This is a genomic window from Dictyobacter kobayashii (assembly GCF_003967555.1).
Lineage (GTDB): Bacteria > Chloroflexota > Ktedonobacteria > Ktedonobacterales > Ktedonobacteraceae > Dictyobacter > Dictyobacter kobayashii.
This window is the reverse complement of sequence record NZ_BIFS01000001.1, coordinates 5,822,123-5,837,004: the sequence shown is the minus strand read 5'-3', so window position 1 is coordinate 5,837,004 and position 14,882 is coordinate 5,822,123. Positions and strand designations below refer to the sequence as shown.

Annotated in this window: 15 protein-coding genes and 2 pseudogenes; 10 read left to right on the top strand and 7 right to left on the bottom strand. The window is 51.5% G+C overall.

The genetic code is table 11. The features are described from left to right. The first annotated feature begins 163 nt into the window (after positions 1 to 163). From EL645_RS26010 to EL645_RS25990, 7 genes and pseudogenes are all read left to right on the top strand, one after another. The gene (locus EL645_RS26010) at positions 164 to 1,048 is read left to right on the top strand and encodes a nucleoside phosphorylase-I family protein (protein ID WP_126553624.1); all 885 of its coding nucleotides are present in this window, start codon (positions 164 to 166) and stop codon (positions 1,046 to 1,048) included. A gap of 459 nt (positions 1,049 to 1,507) precedes the next feature. After that, positions 1,508 to 1,699, top strand: coding sequence for a LacI family DNA-binding transcriptional regulator (locus tag EL645_RS26005; protein WP_126553622.1), 192 nt, complete (start codon positions 1,508 to 1,510; stop codon positions 1,697 to 1,699). Between the two features lie 5 nt (positions 1,700 to 1,704). Then, on the top strand, positions 1,705 to 2,652 hold the full coding sequence (locus tag EL645_RS26000; protein WP_246035591.1) for a substrate-binding domain-containing protein: 948 nt from the start codon (positions 1,705 to 1,707) through the stop codon (positions 2,650 to 2,652). 294 nt (positions 2,653 to 2,946) lie between these two features. Beyond that, positions 2,947 to 3,806: pseudogene (locus EL645_RS45775) on the top strand (glycoside hydrolase family 16 protein); the annotation flags it as partial. A 102-nt stretch (positions 3,807 to 3,908) separates the two neighbouring features. Continuing rightward, positions 3,909 to 4,022 (top strand): annotated as a pseudogene (locus EL645_RS46245) (hypothetical protein); the annotation flags it as partial. After that, positions 4,008 to 4,415, top strand: coding sequence for a hypothetical protein (locus EL645_RS45770; protein WP_443090043.1), 408 nt, complete (start codon positions 4,008 to 4,010; stop codon positions 4,413 to 4,415). The pseudogene EL645_RS46245 and the gene EL645_RS45770, both read left to right, overlap by 15 nt. A 388-nt stretch (positions 4,416 to 4,803) precedes the next feature. After that, positions 4,804 to 5,994, top strand: coding sequence for a hypothetical protein (locus EL645_RS25990; protein WP_126553618.1), 1,191 nt, complete (start codon positions 4,804 to 4,806; stop codon positions 5,992 to 5,994). Between the two features lie 154 nt (positions 5,995 to 6,148). Here EL645_RS25990 and EL645_RS25985 read toward each other — a convergent pair whose 3' ends face one another. From EL645_RS25985 to EL645_RS41400, 3 genes are all read right to left on the bottom strand, one after another. Beyond that, positions 6,149 to 7,219 (bottom strand): hypothetical protein, encoded by a 1,071-nt coding sequence (locus tag EL645_RS25985; protein WP_126553616.1) that lies wholly within the window; start codon positions 7,217 to 7,219, stop codon positions 6,149 to 6,151. A gap of 266 nt (positions 7,220 to 7,485) precedes the next feature. After that, on the bottom strand, positions 7,486 to 8,064 hold the full coding sequence (locus tag EL645_RS25980; protein WP_246035590.1) for an LOG family protein: 579 nt from the start codon (positions 8,062 to 8,064) through the stop codon (positions 7,486 to 7,488). After that, positions 7,971 to 8,372 (bottom strand): hypothetical protein, encoded by a 402-nt coding sequence (locus tag EL645_RS41400; protein WP_218032016.1) that lies wholly within the window; start codon positions 8,370 to 8,372, stop codon positions 7,971 to 7,973. Before EL645_RS41400 ends, EL645_RS25980 begins: the two co-directional genes overlap by 94 nt. 579 nt (positions 8,373 to 8,951) lie before the next feature. Here EL645_RS41400 and EL645_RS25975 point away from each other — a divergent pair. Continuing rightward, positions 8,952 to 9,446 (top strand): heme-degrading domain-containing protein, encoded by a 495-nt coding sequence (locus EL645_RS25975; protein WP_126553614.1) that lies wholly within the window; start codon positions 8,952 to 8,954, stop codon positions 9,444 to 9,446. On the opposite strand, the gene EL645_RS25970 is transcribed toward EL645_RS25975, so the two are convergent. The 3 genes from EL645_RS25970 to EL645_RS25960 all read right to left on the bottom strand — a co-directional run bounded on the left by EL645_RS25970 (position 9,436) and on the right by EL645_RS25960 (position 11,559). Continuing rightward, complete coding sequence (locus tag EL645_RS25970; RefSeq protein WP_126553612.1) at positions 9,436 to 9,759, bottom strand: hypothetical protein; 324 nt, start codon at positions 9,757 to 9,759, stop codon at positions 9,436 to 9,438. The two genes, EL645_RS25975 and EL645_RS25970, sit on opposite strands and share 11 nt — an antisense overlap. 442 nt (positions 9,760 to 10,201) lie before the next feature. Further along, complete coding sequence (locus tag EL645_RS25965; protein WP_126553610.1) at positions 10,202 to 10,756, bottom strand: GNAT family N-acetyltransferase; 555 nt, start codon at positions 10,754 to 10,756, stop codon at positions 10,202 to 10,204. 35 nt (positions 10,757 to 10,791) lie between these two features. Then, positions 10,792 to 11,559: a hypothetical protein gene (locus tag EL645_RS25960; RefSeq protein WP_126553608.1), complete on the bottom strand. Its 768-nt coding sequence runs from the start codon at positions 11,557 to 11,559 to the stop codon at positions 10,792 to 10,794. Between the two features lie 305 nt (positions 11,560 to 11,864). On the opposite strand from EL645_RS25960, the gene EL645_RS25955 reads away from it, so the two are divergent. Both EL645_RS25955 and EL645_RS25950 read left to right on the top strand, forming a co-directional pair. Next, positions 11,865 to 12,671 (top strand): threonine ammonia-lyase, encoded by an 807-nt coding sequence (locus EL645_RS25955; RefSeq protein WP_126553606.1) that lies wholly within the window; start codon positions 11,865 to 11,867, stop codon positions 12,669 to 12,671. Beyond that, a complete protein-coding gene (locus EL645_RS25950) occupies positions 12,659 to 12,853 on the top strand; it encodes a hypothetical protein (RefSeq protein WP_126553604.1) in 195 nt (64 codons plus the stop codon). The genes EL645_RS25955 and EL645_RS25950 overlap by 13 nt, the downstream gene beginning before the upstream one ends. A 272-nt stretch (positions 12,854 to 13,125) precedes the next feature. On the opposite strand, the gene EL645_RS25945 is transcribed toward EL645_RS25950, so the two are convergent. After that, complete coding sequence (locus EL645_RS25945) at positions 13,126 to 14,397, bottom strand: ATP-grasp domain-containing protein (RefSeq protein WP_126553602.1); 1,272 nt, start codon at positions 14,395 to 14,397, stop codon at positions 13,126 to 13,128. Between the last annotated feature and the right edge of the window lie 485 nt (positions 14,398 to 14,882).

The following is a 14,882-nucleotide window of genomic DNA, read 5'->3' as shown; positions in this document are numbered from 1 at the left end:
GAATCATAGAGATAAACATCTCAAATTGCCTGCCCCATATAGTAGAGATAGAGCATAAGTGAAGCACGCTCTCGATAACCAGATACAAAGAGTATTTGGCGCAAAAACTATTGCTCATATCACTCCCATAATCAATTGAACTTGTAGAGAGGTAAAAGTACACATGCGTACAAAATTCCTGCGGCAAAGTTTGCTGGCGGTCTGTCTCGGTCTCTGTATCGCGACCACGCTCTCGTCAGGCCTGGTGCAGGCCCAGGCAAGCGCAGGCCAACATGGCCACATCTTTAAGGTCAAAGTATTTATCATCAACATGTTCGCCCTCGAAGCACAGCAATGGCTGGCCCACGAGAATCTTACGATGGTCTATTCCGTGCCCGGTGCCGATAATCCGGTCTTTTGTAATAAGCAGGGACTCTGCCAGACCATCACGGGTGTCGATAAGTCCAATGCGGCCGCCAGTATGTCGGCGATCCTGGCCGATACGCAGCAGTTTGATTTTCAGAATACTTACTTTATCACCGCCGGCACGGCCAGTGCCTCGCCATATCGCGGTGGTACACTGGGCTTTACCGCCTGGGCTGACTGGATCGTTGACTGGGATCAGGGCTACCACCTCTTGCCAACCGATCTCCCCGGCAATCCTTATGGCTACATTCCTCCTAAGACCACGTTCCGGGATAGCACAGCCGTCTTTCAACTCAATCAGAACCTGGTGAATCTGGCTTATAATCTCACTTCCCACCTGACATTGCAAGATAGCGCGGCCGCCATCGCGGATCGCCAGTTGTATCCTGGCCAGAGCAACCTGCATCCCTTTGTCGGCCAGTGCGACACTGCAGCCGGGGATAATATCTGGGCCGGCGAATTCTTCTCTAACCTGGCTCAACATATTACGGATTTGCTGACGAATAATGTTGCTCACAACTGCACATATGAGCAAGAGGATTCAGCGGTGGCTACCTCGCTGAAGCGCTTTGGCTACCTGGATCATTACTTGAATTTACGTGGGCCAGCGCCTTCGATCAGCCTTATCCCGGCCAATCACTGAGCGATTTCATCAATACGGGTTTCCGCACCAATGATATCGCGGCCACCAATCTCTATCTCGTTGGCTCAACTGTAGCGCACTATTTCTTGAGCCTGCCCGAACAAAAAAAGCAATACAAATAGTCCTGGACACTTATACTATGTGCCAGACAACTCTGGTTACAGGACAGAAACGAATGTGTCTTCTATTCATGCTAGAATAGAGGACACATTCGTTTCCAGAAAAAATGCTTGTATGACTCCTCCAGGAGTAACCTATCTACTTATGATCTTCAACGCTCTAAACATGTCTACACAAGCAATTTTAGAGCAATCTGGAGATTCGTCACAGAACCCTTGACAGAAACCGGTTTCTGATTTACATTTTCATTAACAGACCATACAGGTTTCGCGCGTACAGAATGCAATGATGCAAAAGTAAAGTATTTTCTATCTTATATGCAGAGGACAAGGAAGTAGTATGCATGATAAATTGACGATTCAGGATATCGCCCGCCTTGCTGGCGTCTCAAAGGCAACGGTTTCGCGCGTTCTCAACCACAATCCATCCGTCAATCCTCTCCTGCGTGAACGTGTGCAGCGCGTTGTACAGGAATACGATTTTGTTCCTAGCATCATCGCCATCGGTCTGTCTGGGGTCACTCCCGTTTGATTGGTGTGCTCGCTCCTCAGCTAACCTGGCCCGCAGTGCCCGAGATTATACATGGCGTTGCTGAATATATTGAATCCACCACCTACGAAATCGTCTTATACAGCATGGGCGCTGAGCGCAACCACTCTGATGTGCTTGATCGTATTATGGGCATGAAGATGGTTGCCGGCCTGCTGGCTATCTTTCCCGGTGAGCTCTCACATCTGCTGACCAATCGATTCAAACAAGGTTTCCCTCTCGTTTCGATAGATGACCAGGTAGAGCCCGCAACGCTCCCCTGGGTTGGGGTCAACAATATCGCCAGTGCCTATGAGGCGACACAGCATCTGATCGACCTTGGGCATAGGCGTATCGCCCACATTTCAGGACCCCAGAGTTACTACTGCGCGCGCGAACGCTACCAGGGATATTGCCAGGCGTTGCAGGATGCCGGTATGGCTATCGACTCATCCCTTCTGATTCAAGGGACGTTCGAGCCGGCCAGTGGGCGTGAGTGCGCCACGCAACTCTTCTCACGCGATAGACATGAGTGGCCCACAGCCATCTTCGTGGCCAATGACCAGATGGCCTATGGCGTCCTAGAAGTAGCCGAACAGTGGGACATACGTATTCCAGAAGAGATCTCCATTGTTGGCTTTGACGACAATAGCCTTTCAGCTCACATCAAACCCTCTCTCACGACAATCCGACAACCATTTTCTGAGATGGGATATAAAGCCATCGAGGCCCTCATTACGATGATTGATCAGAAGCATCGGCGGAACAAGCGCCGAAACCACGACCGGTACCCCATGGATCAGAGCATTCCGTTGAAGATTTTCAACGGGACAATGCTCTGCGTATCCAGCTGCCCGCCCACCTGGTCGCTCGCGCATCGAGCACTGTCCCTCACCTGCTCACAGTTGATGCGTAGCGCTAGCTATCTTTATCTTTTCTGGCCAGAATACCCGTAGTGCCTTCCTCTATTCTCGACCAGTACCGAAAAATCGTTGTCGTGTTGTCCCGTTGTCATATATTTAACTCTTTTTGTAAAACTGACTGACTATCAGTTTATGGCCCTGATACTTTCGTCTCTCACGGGAGATGAGAATATCTTTGTTTAGCTCATTCCTATTTGTCATTTGAAAGGGGTAAGCAATGCACATGTCTCCTCAAAAAGAACCGTTGACCGGTTCTCAGCCACAGCGCACATCGAAGGCGCTGCGCGTGGTGGCGCTGCTACTGACCGTGGCACTGATGGGGTAGCCATTAGTAGCTTTATCTTTTCTGGCAGCACAAAAGCTCATGCTGACACCGCCTGGACGCCCGTTTGGAGCGATGATTTCAATGGCGCGGCTGGCACTGGCGTCAATACAGCCAACTGGCTCTATGATACCGGGACAGGTTGGGGCACGGGCGAGATCGAAACGATGTCGAATAGTACGGCGAATGTGCAGCAGGATGGCAGTGGCCACCTCAAAATTACGGCGATCCGGGATGCCAGTGGCAACTGGACCTCTGGCCGTATCGAGTCGCAGCGGGCAGATTTTGCCGCTCCTGTCGGCGGTGAGCTACAGGTAAGCGCCTCGATCCAGCAACCCAATGTCTCTGGGCGGCAGCGGCTGGCTACTGGCCGGCTTTCTGGATGCTTGGCTCACAGTATCGCGTAGATCACAACTGGCCCCAGGATGGCGAGATCGATATCCTGGAGGATGTTAATGGATTGAGCTCGGTTTTCGGTACCCTCCACTGTGGCGTCGATCCGGGCGGCCCCTGCAATGAAACAACGGGCATCGGCAGTGGGCAGCATGCGTGTCCTGGCTGTCAGACCAGCTTTCATACGTACTCCATGATTGTGGATAGAAGCGTTTCACCCGAACAGATTCGCTGGTATCTCGATGGCGTCAATTACTTTACAGTCAATGCCAATCAAGTTGATCCTACAACATGGTCGAACGCAGTAGACCACGGCTTCTTCATCATCTTTGACCTCGCGATGGGCGGCGGCTTCCCCGGCGCATTCGGTGGCGGACCGACATCCGCAACCCAGTCCGGAGCATCCATGCTGGTCGACAATGTACAGGTATCGGTGGCGGGTGGCTCTAGCGGCGGGTCCACACCAACGCCTGTTCCACCTACACCAACACCCACGCCAGGCAGCGATTTTACCCAGAGTGCCAGCAGCGTTGGCACCAATCAGGCACAGCTCAGCTTCCAACCGAATGGCTGGACAGCAGGCTATGTTATTGCCCACTATACCGTTGCGGGCGGCGGACAGCAAAATGTCAACATGACCTATAATAGCGGTACTTCGCGCTGGGAATACACAGTGGGAGGCCTGAGCTCAGGCCAGGCTATCAATTACTCGTTTACCTACCAAAAGAACGGACTCCAATACGATACTGGCTCCTATAGCTATACCTTCGGCTCAGCCCCGACGCCAACGCCCACCCCGATTCCAAACGGAGGCTTTGCCCAGGCGGTAAATAGCACCGGATCAAATCAGGCGCAGTTCACCTTCCAACCCAGCGGCTGGACAGCCGGCTATGTCATTGTCCACTACACGGTTGCGGGCGGTGGACAACAAAACGTCAACATGACTTATAACAGCGGCACCTCGCGCTGGGAATACACCGCCAGCGGCGTAAACCCGGGCAACACAGTCAACTACTCGTTCACCTACCAAAAAGGCGGCCTCCAATACGACACAGGATCGTACTCCTGGGTACATCCATAACCTAAACCATCATCCCATCCAGCCTCCCCCGGCACCAGCGCCTTCACGCGCTGGTGCCGGGCCCATCTTCTCTTCCCAATCAAAAACAAATACCGTAATAACAACGAGAAGATGTCCATTCTTTCAGATGTAGAGTGGGCGGCCGCGACCGCCCATTCCACACTCCACACCCCCAACCCGGCGCCGCAGGCGCCAAAGAGGAACATTAAAAAGCCCTGCGAATGTCCTAAACCAGTAGCATTATAGCAAGATTTATGGCATACTAGGTGTGCAAGAGTTCATAAACAAAGGGTGCCAGCCTCTATCTCTTTTTTGGGGTAGTATGTGAACTCAACCACATCTTTTTGTGTACTCAACTACCATATTTGTCGAAAGGAATCGATAAGCAATGTCGAGGAATCTATTCCCTTCACGCACACGGACGCTTCCGCGCCTGGCTCTTCCTTTCTTGCTTGCCTGTATGATGCTCGTTGCCAGCGTCTCGGTCGCCAGTGCCAAAACCAATGATACAATCGATGGTCAGCCCCAAAACTGGCATCCTGTATCACAGGTCAGTCAGAGCCTCATCCAGAACAGCCAGCCAGCCCCTGATACCACCTCCGCGACGCCAGCAAAAGCTGCCACAACCAACGCAGCAAAAGCTAGTGCGAAGAACCAGATCAAAACCATCCCCTATTGGACATCATCGTTCAATTACCAGGGGCAGAACTACCCATACAGCATGGTTGGCAAAGATCCTAGCAAAGGATCGTCTCTTACTATCGTCCCGACGATCTTGATTCCGATCAAAATCACGCTTTCAGACGGCGTCGTCTATGATGGATCGACAAAGGCTGATGCGGTCGCCAAATCCCCACTTTTCCAATTTGCTCAGTATGAGAGTGGCTATACCCAGTATGGAGATGCCATTCAGCGTGCTGAGTTCTGGACCAGCGTGTCCAAAAGCCTTTTCTACCATGTATGGCTGACACCACCTGTCCGCTACCCAACGCTTTCACTCAATGTCCCGGCAGACCAGGGCCAGGAGCTCCATCTGCGCACTGGTAAAGTAGCGGCTGGCGTGGATATCAACTACCTGGATGCTCAGTTGGTAGCCTACATGCAGAACTATCATATCTCGACCCGCGTCCTACCAATCTTCATCAGCTACAACACTCTTGGCACCGATCAGGGTGGCTGCTGCATTGGTGGCTATCACAATGCCATTCCCAATGCGGATAACACAGCTATCCAGACCTATGCCTACGCTGAGTATGGCGATACCGGACTCCTGCGTACCACCAATCCTAATCTGTTCGCCAATACAGATGCGCTGAGCCATGAGATCGCTGAGTGGTACAATGATCCGTTCACCAACAACATCGTGCCTGACTGGAGCGTGCCTTCAGAGCCCCAGTACGGTTGCTCTAACATTCTGGAGGTCGGTGATCCCCTGGTTGGTGTAGGTTTCGACGTCAATGGTTACCATCTACAGGATGAAGTGTTCTTCTCCTTCTTTGCCCGGCAACAACCATCGATAGCTATCGATGGCAAGTATACCTATCTGGGCACGTTTACGACCTACGCTGGCCCGTGCTAATTAATGACCATTCATTAGCTAGCACATAGCACATTCTGGCACCCATCAGTTCAATGCTGAATTCGCAATAAGATGCCGGGGAAGAAGCTAAAGCCGCTTCTTCCCGGCATCTCTGGTTTCTCTTCAAACCTGCCTCAGCACCTGCTAAACCGGCTTAGTCGGTTGCGCACCCTGGATTTGCGTGATAGCCAAACAGGGTGCTGATAAAGTAGTGGTCGGCGTTAGCAAAATTGTAGAAGACGTTGTTTTCGATTACGTCAAAGCGGTGCAACGGGACCAGCAGGCCCTCGGGGTTGATGGTGAAGTCGCGATAAAATTGATGGTCGAGCTTGCGTTCGCCCCATTTGCTGCCGGTCGTGACATCGATGGCATCGATGGCGGAGTTGACAATATGGCCGGCCAGTCTGGTAAAAGAGTTCTTTTCTTCCAGGAATTCTTGCTGGATACTATGTGGCAGGTTGGCAGTTACATTGATTTCAGCGGTAGCCTCCTTGACACCATCCCCCAGACCCAGCTTGAGCGATTCGACGCGGTCCATCTGCCAACGTGTACCGATGAAACCACGGGTGTTGCCGTCTCCGCTGAAGGTGACCAGTCCTTTTAAGCCTACATGATCCTTACTGGTGTGATGATTGAGGTCGTCTTGAATTAATTGCTCAACGCCGCGCCTGGTCTCAACCGCCTGCAAGCGACTGATCTGGGTGCTGGTCGGCGTCAGCCCTAGATCATAATGGAAACCAGTGGTCTCCAGGTAGGCCATTTCGCCGTTTGGAAGCATAAAATCATAGCTTGTATTCAAGGCGACCCGCTGGTTGCGGCGCATTACCTTGCGCTCAACCATTGAGAGGTGGATAGCGCTGCGCGACCGTACCGCGAGGTGCCGCGAGGAGACAATATATTGGTCCATTCCATCGCGGACCTGGCCGTTTGTCTCTTCGGAACCGTAACGAAAAATAGTAATTTCGTCTTCAAACACATCCTCAAGCAAGCGCGTCATACCCACGCTCTGCTTACTGATGGCGCCCGCTTCCTGTAAATGCATGGTGAATGCTACCCCGTTGCGGTGTGCACGCTGCCGCATCGCCTTTAAAATGTTCAGGGTGGGAATATCGCCCCGCAACAGCTGGCCTGCATTTCCAGAGAACACCATCAATGCTGGTGTGCTCTCGGTTGGATGTTCAATTGTTAATATTCGACCCTTATTTTCTGGGCTATATAGTAGCATGGAAGAAGAACCTTTAATTTCATCAATAACATATGGCAAAAGCCAGCCTACATGGGCTCGCCTCTGCCTGCTTGAACAATGTGCTTGTACGCTTATCTGTACTATTATGGTACTTGTTTTAGTCTACGGTTGACCTGTGTAAATGGTTGAATTGGCTAACCTTTTTTCCTATTTCCTCGCTGAGCAGGCACAACAAAAGCAACCTGGAGCGAATACAGGTTGCTTGGACATGGGTTGGTTGCGTTGCCAGCCTTGACGATACGAATTTAGCGGATCGAGGTCTCGCGGGAGGGATCGATTTTTTCGAGCTGGCTGTTGCGCTGGTAGGCATCACAGACCAGGGTACAGATCTCTTGTGGATCATCTGAGACAAGCAAGAGATCCAGGTCTTTGGGTGAAATGTTTTCGACGGCGAGCATGGTCTCACGAAGCCAGCTCATCAGGCCATTCCAGTAACTGGACCCGTAGAGGATAATCGGGAAGTTGCTGACCTTTTGGGTTTGGATCAGGGTAAGGGCCTCAAACAGCTCGTCCATAGTACCAAAGCCGCCGGGAAAGATGATAAAGGCGCTTGAGTATTTCATGAACAGGGTCTTGCGCACAAAAAAGTAGCGGAAGTCCAATGAGATGTCCAGGTATGGATTCGAGGCTTGCTCAAATGGTAGCTCGATGTTGCAGCCAATTGAGAGGTTGCCACCCTCCTGTGCCCCTTTGTTAGCAGCCTCCATAATGCCGGGACCTCCACCGGTGATCACGCCAAAACCAGCCTGGGCCAGCAAGCGCGCGGTCTCGGTAGCCGCTGCATAGCTCGGATCATTCGGCTTCGTGCGGGCAGAACCAAAAATGGCGATTGAGGGGGAATATGGGCCAGCACGTCAAAACCATTGACGAACTCGCTCATAATGCGGAACACTCGCCAGGGATCTGTCATCGTATAATCAAAGTTCAGCGCACGCTCGAAGGCATGCTCCTCTTCTCTGATACGCTCATTAGGAACGGGCTGATTCGGGCTGACCAGTGGCTGCGTCGGACGACTGAGCAAGCGCTCGTCATCGGTCACGGCTCCTTTTTGGCGCAGGGCATTATAACGCTCTGTCGCGGTCTTATCCCGATGATTACCCGATCCATTCATATTGGTGTTCCTATTTTTCATAAAAAGCTTGCCTTCCAATTGTCTGAACTCAACAACCCGTACAGTCGGGCTGCGCGTCCTCATTTAAAGTAGCTGTGCCCATCGTTGGGAGCTTCTTCCCTTCCTGCACAGTAGGTGCGCCCCTCGCGAACGCTTCTTTTTTGATACCCACAGGTGGAATAAGCGGCGTTTAGGATGGCATTTACCGCTAGTGCATAATACTCACTATAACAAATCCAGTATAGCACGAAGTGATGCCACAACTACCAATGCTTTGTTAAATATTGGTAAACGTTTTTTTAAGCAGCCACTATCAACCGCCATTGCAAGCCACACATAGATCGCCAGCTGCCTCTACACCCGCTATCTGCTCCCTGATATCTACCAATATACGCGCTTCTGGCAGTGGTCCCTCGGAGGAAGATATAGGCATATAATCTAGAGTAAGTGGAGCTACCGGGATACATCATAACTCTCTCATGGCTGCACTAATACTACGAGTGAACACTCTGCATGTTGCAAACTCAACCATTCCGTCGACTGTGGGTGTGCTATACTCAAATTGGTTACAATTTCTACGAAATGAGGCGAACATAACATATGAGTCATGATGATGCATTATTAAAAGAATTGTTGCAACAGGAAGAAGAGATCCAATTTACCCAATTCAACAATGACATGGCCCTGGAGCTCGGGCTGGCCTTGCTCAAGGAGGCCAGGACCCGCAGCAAGCCGGTCGCCATTGATATTACGCGCCACGGTCTGCAGCTCTTCCATTTTGCGATGGAGGGGACCGCCATTGACAACGGAGAATGGATTCGCCGCAAGAATAATGTGGTGCAGCGCTTCGGCCATAGCTCTTTCTTCGTGGGTCGCTCACTTAAGCAAGCGGGAACCACGATTGAGGAAAAATATTTGATCTCCCCTCACGAATTTGCGGCCCATGGCGGTGCTTTTCCACTGATCATTCGCGGCGTGGGTGTCGTTGGGACCGTGACGGTTTCCGGTTTACCACAACAAGAGGATCATGAACTGGTGGTGGGTGTGCTCAGACAGTTCCTGGCTACGACAAAGGATACAATAACTACAAAATAAACTCAACCGTGATACGCGGTAAACGTAACTGCGCCGAAGAATGCGCCCAGAGTCGAATGGCCTGCGCGACAATCTCATTATCGCGGGGTGATTGCAATCCCTCTCGCTGAGAGAGTCGCCTGGTCATAATCTGGATGCGCCAGGCTCCATTCATACGCTTGAGCGTGGTTGGCAATGCCACACGTAATAGAGAAGCCAGTCGAGGAGATTGACGATTAATAATAAAAAGGACATCAGACCAGTGTTCAGCTAAAATGGAAACGAATTGCTCGGCAAATTCATCATAGTGCACACGGTGTTGCTTTTGCTCCACAGCAGTCTCCTCATTTGACTCAATATATCCAGACGCACTCACAGTATAACACATCAAAATATGGCAGGTAAATCTAACTTTATAGCTGCAATTTTCTAATCAAACACTACAATACATAACGTCATCTATAAGCAATTCATCGCACCCGTACGTGCAGGCTTGTTCTACTTTTACCCTTCCCATTATTAAAAGCCCAAATAAACAAGATCTGTACGTGTGGGGCTTGCCCCCGCTTTCTACGTCCCCGCTCGTAAAATTAACAATAAAAAGATTTTGCAGCTATTTGGTTGAGCACATCGCTTTATTATTGTTGCTTTTGCGACTGGGAGCGGAGGAAGCGGGGACAAGCCCCGCACGTACAGAACGTTGTTATTGTTGCTTTTACGTTATGATGGGGACGCTTCGTTTTTATTGATGCTTTTGCGCCTAGCTCGCATATATTTTATTCGGCGACCTTAAAGATGGTTTCGTAGCGCTCATAGAACTCGGGTTTGAGGATGCCGTAGACGTGTAGGTCCTGGCGCTTACCGTTGTGCAGCTCGTGCTGGCGCAGGACACCTTCTTTTTGGAAACCGACGTGCTCCATCAGGCGCTGCGAAGGGATGTTAAAGCCCCATACCTCGGCGTATACGCGCTCCAGGTTGCGTACGGTAAAGGCGTAGTCCAACAGGAGGCGCAGGGCGATACTCCCGATGCCTTGTCCCCGGTGCTCTTTCGCGCCGATGACGATACTGATCGCGGCACGCTTCTCACAATCATCAATCAAGGCCAGTTGAAGTACGCCAACAAACTGGCCGGCGTAATCGATCGCGAAATACTTCAAGTCGTCCTGCGGCTCATTGATACGCTGCTCGTGTTTATATTTAAATGCCGACCTGGCCAGCAATGGCGTCCAGCCTGCCAGCATAGATATTTCGAGGTCCTGCTCCCAATCGTACCACACATCCAGATCCCCACTATCTATTGGCCGCAGAGAGACAGCATCGAGCGTAAACATAGTTTCTCCTTCCTTGTATTTATTAATTAATAGCTCTAGAAACCCAACAAAATATGCATAAAAAATAGCAGCCACAATACAAAGCGTAGCAGCGCCAGCAGCGCTACCAGCAGCGACAGATAGAGGCCGAGATACGCCCACCCTTTCCAGATATACTGCTGCTCATTCACAATGACAGCAATACTTCCAATTAGTGCGAGGAGTAAGCTGGCACAGACCAGCCAGATATTGATGGCGGGCAAGAAAAAAGAGAATATCAGGGCTAGTGCGCCAACAATGCCAGTCAGCAGGCTGACGATGGCCACACCGCGTCTCGGGTGGGCAGGCAATGGCAGCGCATCCTTTTTCATTCCCATGCGCCGCAGGGAACGATGCCCTCCCAGCGCACCCAGCACCGACCCGAGCACAATCAAAAATATCCACACTAGCGGCAAACCATAGAGCAAGATGAACTCGATACTCCAGGCCTTGATCGAGGTCTGGCGCACATTGAAAAAAAGCTCCTGATAGCGATACAGGAGATAGACAACCAGCATCACGCTCATTACGACATCCACGGCACCCGCCCAAAAACCTGCCGCCACCCCGGTCGCCGCATCGGCCGTGACATTCGTGCTGAGGGCCCCGATCCCAAATACTCCTAACATCCAAAGCACAACCAGCAAAATCATCCACACGAGCAAATCTGACCATGGTACACAGGTCACCAGCAAGAGTGCTACACAGCCAACACCCAGCCCAAACAGCGCACCATACTGAAATGCGATATACTTGGCCGTCACACGTCGTACAGGTGCATGCACAGGCTATCCCTCAACTTTTCCATCAAAAATGTTCCCCCTGGCATTTTTTTCTCCCCATTGAATTCTTTTAAGAAAATACGTCAAAAAATCCTAACCCCTCACAACAAGCCCATCCACAACCATCTACCCCAGCGCCCGCTTGCAGATCCAGCTCCATTCGAGTACGATAAACCACAAAGGGAGCATCTCATAGTGGTTTCAATCAGAAGGGGTGCCGGGAACGCCATAAAGGCACCATAATAGTTTATACTTAAAAGATTAAAATTTCATTTGAAGCCAATAAAATCTAGAGATGGGGTAGTACAATGCTTGCTTCTTTTCCATCAGCACCAGAGTTGAATAATGCATATGTGGCGCAGGTCTGGCAGACGCTGCCAACGTTTATACGCCCAACCTTGTTTACGCTGGCAACGCGCCTATCAGCGGAGCTGGGCTGTGAAATAACGCTCGCCAGCGAATCGCTGCAACATACCGGTAGCTTTAAGTTCAGGGCCGCTTATAATCTGCTTTCAAGCGTGCCACAGACACGGATCGTGACAGCTTCTTCGGGCAACTTTGGGCAGGCGGTGGCTTATGCCTGCAAGTTGCTGGATAAGTCGTGCACGGTGGTGATGCCGGAAACCTCGGCCCAGGTAAAAATAGCGGCCGTCCAATCCTATGGTGGCACAGTTGACCTGATCGATGTACACCAGATCAGCCGGGCAGAACGCGTGGCGCAGTTGTTGGAGCAATATCCGGATGCCTTCTGGGCGCAGGCCTATGATGATTATCGGGTGGTAGCGGGCAATTCAACCCTGGGCCACGAGATTCTGGCGCTCGGCCCTTTTGATACGATTGTTGTTCCAGTTGGCGGGGGTGGCTTGAGCTCCGGCATCGTGGTGGCACGAGACTACCTGGAGGCCACGACCGAGATCGTGGGCGCGGAACCGCTGGCCGGCAATGACGCGGCACGTTCATTGCGAACCGGCCACCTGGTGAAGAATGAGGCTGAACCCGCGACCGTGGCCGATGGCGCACGCACCATTAGCCTGGGAAAACTTAACTGGGAGATACTGCAGCGTGGGCTGGCCGATATCGTTGAGGTCCCGATGAGCAGACCATGGCGGCCTTAAGCTATTGTTTCCTCTACTCTAATCTCAAGATAGAGCCGACCGGTGGCCTGGCCCTCGGTGCCCTGCTAACCCAACCGGAGCGCTTCCGTGGTAAGCGTGTCTGCTGCATCATCAGCGGCGGCAATGTAGATCCGGCCGTCTATGCCCGGGCCATTACCAGCGACTTCCCCGCCAACTCGTAAAAGCCACAATAATAACGAATTGTACGTGCGGGGATTGCCCCGCTTCCTGCGCCCCCACCCGCAAAAGCAACAATAACAATATGCAGGTATATAATTCGAGCCATAGCATTAATTATTGTTTTCGTTCGAGATGGGACGGATGAAGCGGGGCAAGACCCGCACGTACTGATCTTTTTTATTGCTGCTCTTTCTTAAAAGACATAATGCTCTTTTTTCGCTACATTAGAATAATTCATCTATCCCCTAAATGAATGGCATTGTTGCTTTTTACCTTATTTAGCGCTGCCTTGATTGAGGACCGGGATGCCGCGTCGGATCTCGAAGTGCAGGCATTGGTGGGCCTGGCGAATGGCGGCTTCAACTTCAGTTGGCGTGTCACCACGCGCGAAGATGAAGCCAAGGTAGCTGGCCCCCTCCGGCAATGGGACAAGCTGGTTGTTGAGCTGGGCCGTGATCTCGACACCGGTAATCAGGGGTACGGCCTTGGCCGCTTCAACACCCTGCACTCCCTTGAGTATGCCCGCGCCTGGAATAGGGATCATCATTACGCCCGCCGCGTGCTCCTCACGCTCCAGGGTAGCAACCTCTTCTCCAATCGCATGGCGCAGGATGAGCTCTTCCAGGCACATGCCCGAGCCAAATTCCAGGATCGTTGAGCAGAGTCCACCAATCGAGCGACCGGCAATCTCCAGCATCCAGGGGCCGCGTTCATTGACTCGCAACTCGGCGTGGACGGGCCCGGTACGCAATCCCAGCGATGCCGCGGCGGTCGCAACGCAGTCGGCAATCTCTTGCTGCGTCTGCGCGGGCAACCTGGATGGCGTTATGTAGATCGTTTCTTCAAAGAAAGGACCATCCAGAGGATCAGGCTTATCAAACAGGGTCAGGACCTTCAGGTGGCCATCGGTCAGCAGGCCTTCCAGGGCCACTTCAAAGCCAGGGATGAAATCTTCAACGAGGATGGAGGTTTCGTGCTCTGAGGCTCCTTCGGCGACCAGCAAGCGTTTCAGGCGGCCAAAGGCGGCCGTAAATTCAGCCGCGTTATCGGCACGTATAACGCCACGGCTCCCCGAAAGTCGACGTGGCTTAAGCACACAGGGATAAGTGACCTGGCTGGCAATCCATGCGGGATCTTCATACAACCAGAAATTACGAAAAATAGGACAGGGAGCGCCGCCAGCGGACATCAATTGGCGCATTAGTAATTTATCACGCGCAGCTTCACTGGCCTGTGGAGAATTGTTAGCCAGGCCCAGAGCCATATTGGCATAGGCAGCCAGCTCGGTCGCACTATCATCCACCGAAAGGATCGCTGCGAATGGTTTTTCGCGTGCATACTCAACAATACGCTGCACTGAAGTCCTGATATTCGCAAACTCCAGACCCAGCGGCACATGCCAGTATTCCGCCAGCGTCTCTGGCAGATCCAATCCCACCACAGCGTCCAAACCAAGTTGCTGCGCGGCCTGCACAAAAGCTCCTGCCCGATAGGTCGCCGGAGACATCAATAAGAGAACTCTTTTACCATTCTTTGCTAAGACCATAAAAACTTAATCACTCCTCCCTCTATTGCCCTCTATTATATCTCGTCTACGGCCAACAGACCAATCAGGGTACATCCTTTACAGGGCTATTTACTGTTTCTCTTTGGTGCCTGCGGCGCCGGGTTAGAGGCGTGGAGTGTGTGATGGGAGGCTGCAGCCGCCCATCACACACTCCACACCTGAAAGATGTACATTCATTCTCTGGACGAACATTACATAGCCCATCCTTCATCTATCTTCTAGCTAACAGCCAGGCCATCCAATCCGTGCCATGGCGGCTCTGCGTTACATACAATAGCCTCAAAAAAACAAATACCAACAGCAATCGACCAGACACAACGCATTATTGTTGACATAATAAAAAAGTAACACAATATATATCACATAGCTAAACCATTAAAAGCCTATAAAAGTTTTCTCCGTTGTGACATATAGAGAAACACATTGACACATAATGATAAACCATATCAGTTTTCTATAAAGAA